We start from the raw sequence: 2,389 nt of genomic DNA on the forward strand, positions 1-2,389 counted from the left end.
TTAAATGTAAGCTTATGATTTTTGTTGAGTAATTTATTCCTTGGAAGTCCCTTAGTAAAGTTTTGTAATAAAAATCAAGCACTTTGCATAAAAAAAGTGGTAGTAGCAAGAGAAACAAGTAAAGCAACCTAATGAGCATGTATCAGTTCCTCTAAAAGTTGTATAAACACTTGGAAGGTTTTGAGTATGTCTTCTAGCAACTACATTTTGAAACAACGCCACTTTCAAGGCACACCGCCGTTAAAAGAGAAGTTGCATCTGACTAAATTGCACATGGCAGATGCAGCATATCCCCCTGCTTCCCTGCCTCTTGTTGAAGTATTAGAGTGGAAAGTACAACAGCTTATGGCTGAATTAAAAGATACTAATCAGCAATTGCGCCGCGAGAAAGTTTTGCGCCAACAGGCAGAAACGGCTATAGAACAAGAGAAACAACTTGCTGAACATAGGGCGTACTTTATTTCTATGGCCTCTCATGAATTCTGCACTCCTCTAAACATCATCTCATTCTCCACTAGCTTACTGAAACGCCATCATCACCACTGGACTGAAGAGAAAAAAGTACAGTATTTGCAGCGCCTTGAAACAGCAGCTGAACAAATAAAGCATTTAGCTGATAAATTTCTCACGCTGGATAGAGCAGAAATAGGAAAGCTAAAGTTTGAGCCAGAAGCACTTAACCCGATTCAATTCTGCCAGGATATATTAGCAGAATTAGATTTGAGCCAAAGCCATCACTCATTCACCTTTGTCAGTCAAGGTGATTGTAAAACAGTTTGCGCGGATAAAAAATTGCTACAGCCTATTCTGATGAATTTGCTTTCAAATGCAATCAAGTATTCTCCAGTTGGTACAACAGTTGATGTCATCCTCTCCTGCCAAAATACAAAAATAATTTTCCAAATTCAGGATAGAGGAATTGGCATTTCAGCAGCAGATCAACAACGCCTATTTGAACCATTTTATCGGGGTAGAAATGCTGGTGATATACCAGGTAATGGGTTGGGATTAGCACTTGTTAAAAAGCTTGTAGACTTGCATGGTGGTCAAATTATAGTAACGAGTGAAGTCGGGCTTGGTACGATTTTTACAATCACCTTGCCATTATGCCAAGCAATGGAAGCAGGAAGCAGGAACCAATCACGCTAGTTAGGTCAGCCCCAACTCTTGGAGATAAATTTGCGTTGGGGGAAGTCACGCATTCACGCATTCACTCATTCAATAATTTTGAACTCCATACTTCGGCTCCTTTCGACTTACTTCGACTACGCCCAACTCTTAGAGAGGCAACGCCTTCGACTACGCTTAGGACAAGCTCAGTACAAGTCGCTCAGTAACTATAAATGAATTTAGTTGCTCTGCATCCAAATTATTTTTTGGTCAGCAATAAAAAAAGGAAAAAAGTGATTGTCATAGAATTTGTATCTCGGATGAAAGTTCAGTTAACTGAACTTCAGCTTCTATAACAATCTCTCCAACATAACTAACCTGTAATCAAGCAACCGGATAGTTTAAAAGACAATGAAAAAAATTTTAGTAATCGAAGATGAAGCACAAAGCCGGGAAATGTTTCTAGACTGTCTAGAAGTAGAAGGGTTTGAAGCTATCGGTGCAGAAAACGGTCTTGTGGGCATTCAACAGGCATAAGAACATCTACCAGACTTGGTACTTTGCGACATTCTCATGCCGGAACTTGATGGTTACGGTGTACTCACTACGCTGCGTCAGAACTCTGTAACTGCAATGATTCCTTTTATTTTTCTCACTGCCAAAACTACTAAAACTGAAGTTCGTCAAGGGATGAATTTAGGAGCAGATGATTATCTTACTAAACCCTCTAGTGTAGAGGAATTATTGGAAGCAATCGCTGCTAGACTGGAAAAACAAGCAGATGTGAAGGAATATTACGCCGCCCAGTACCAACAAGTTCTACCTTCATCTGAAACTGCGAAATCGGTAAATCCTCAATCGATATTTCCTTCTGACTCTCATCTAAGCCAAGTCTTCGAGTATATTGAAGCAAATTACCATCAACCAATTAGCTTGCAAGATGTAGCTGTTGCAGTTGGTTACTGTCCAGCTTATTTAACGGACTTAGTACACCGACAAACGGGACAAACGGTAAATCATTGGATTATCGAACGCCGGATGGTAGCAGCACGTAGTTTGCTCTTGGAAGGTGATTTGTGTGTGAATCAAATTGCTGAAGCTGTTGGCTATCAACATGAAGGTCATTTTTTCCGCCAGTTTCGCCAATATCACCAAACTACGCCTCAAGCTTGGAGAAAGGCACAGCGTACCTTAACTAAACAGCAACAAATAAGTAAGTCAACCTAATAGACATCTCCGAAAACAGTCAAAGCCTTTGTGTGGCTAGGCTATAGCCCAT

At 40.3% G+C, this 2,389-nt stretch carries 3 protein-coding genes; all 3 read left to right on the plus strand.

Annotated features, from left to right (window positions below; all coding sequences use genetic code 11):
- Positions 1 to 186: 186 nt before the first annotated feature.
- The 3 genes from ACFFAP_RS37965 (at position 187) to ACFFAP_RS37975 (ending at position 2,337) form a co-directional block, all read left to right on the plus strand.
- A complete protein-coding gene (locus ACFFAP_RS37965; RefSeq protein ID WP_375516028.1) occupies positions 187 to 1,149 on the plus strand; it encodes a sensor histidine kinase in 963 nt (320 codons plus the stop codon).
- Positions 1,150 to 1,521: 372 nt separating this feature from the next.
- On the plus strand, positions 1,522 to 1,647 hold the full coding sequence (locus ACFFAP_RS37970) for a hypothetical protein (RefSeq protein WP_375516029.1): 126 nt from the start codon (positions 1,522 to 1,524) through the stop codon (positions 1,645 to 1,647).
- 36 nt (positions 1,648 to 1,683) lie between these two features.
- Positions 1,684 to 2,337, plus strand: coding sequence for a helix-turn-helix domain-containing protein (locus ACFFAP_RS37975; protein WP_375516030.1), 654 nt, complete (start codon positions 1,684 to 1,686; stop codon positions 2,335 to 2,337).
- Positions 2,338 to 2,389: the final 52 nt, after the last annotated feature.

The organism is uncultured Nostoc sp. (assembly GCF_964245575.1).
Lineage (GTDB): Bacteria > Cyanobacteriota > Cyanobacteriia > Cyanobacteriales > Nostocaceae > Nostoc.

Coding starts and splice junctions, on each gene's coding strand:
- ACFFAP_RS37965 (WP_375516028.1), top strand. CDS start 187: ATGTCTTCTAGCAACTACATTTTGAAACAACGCCACTTTCAAGGCACA.
- ACFFAP_RS37970 (WP_375516029.1), top strand. CDS start 1,522: ATGAAAAAAATTTTAGTAATCGAAGATGAAGCACAAAGCCGGGAAATG.
- ACFFAP_RS37975 (WP_375516030.1), top strand. CDS start 1,684: ATGCCGGAACTTGATGGTTACGGTGTACTCACTACGCTGCGTCAGAAC.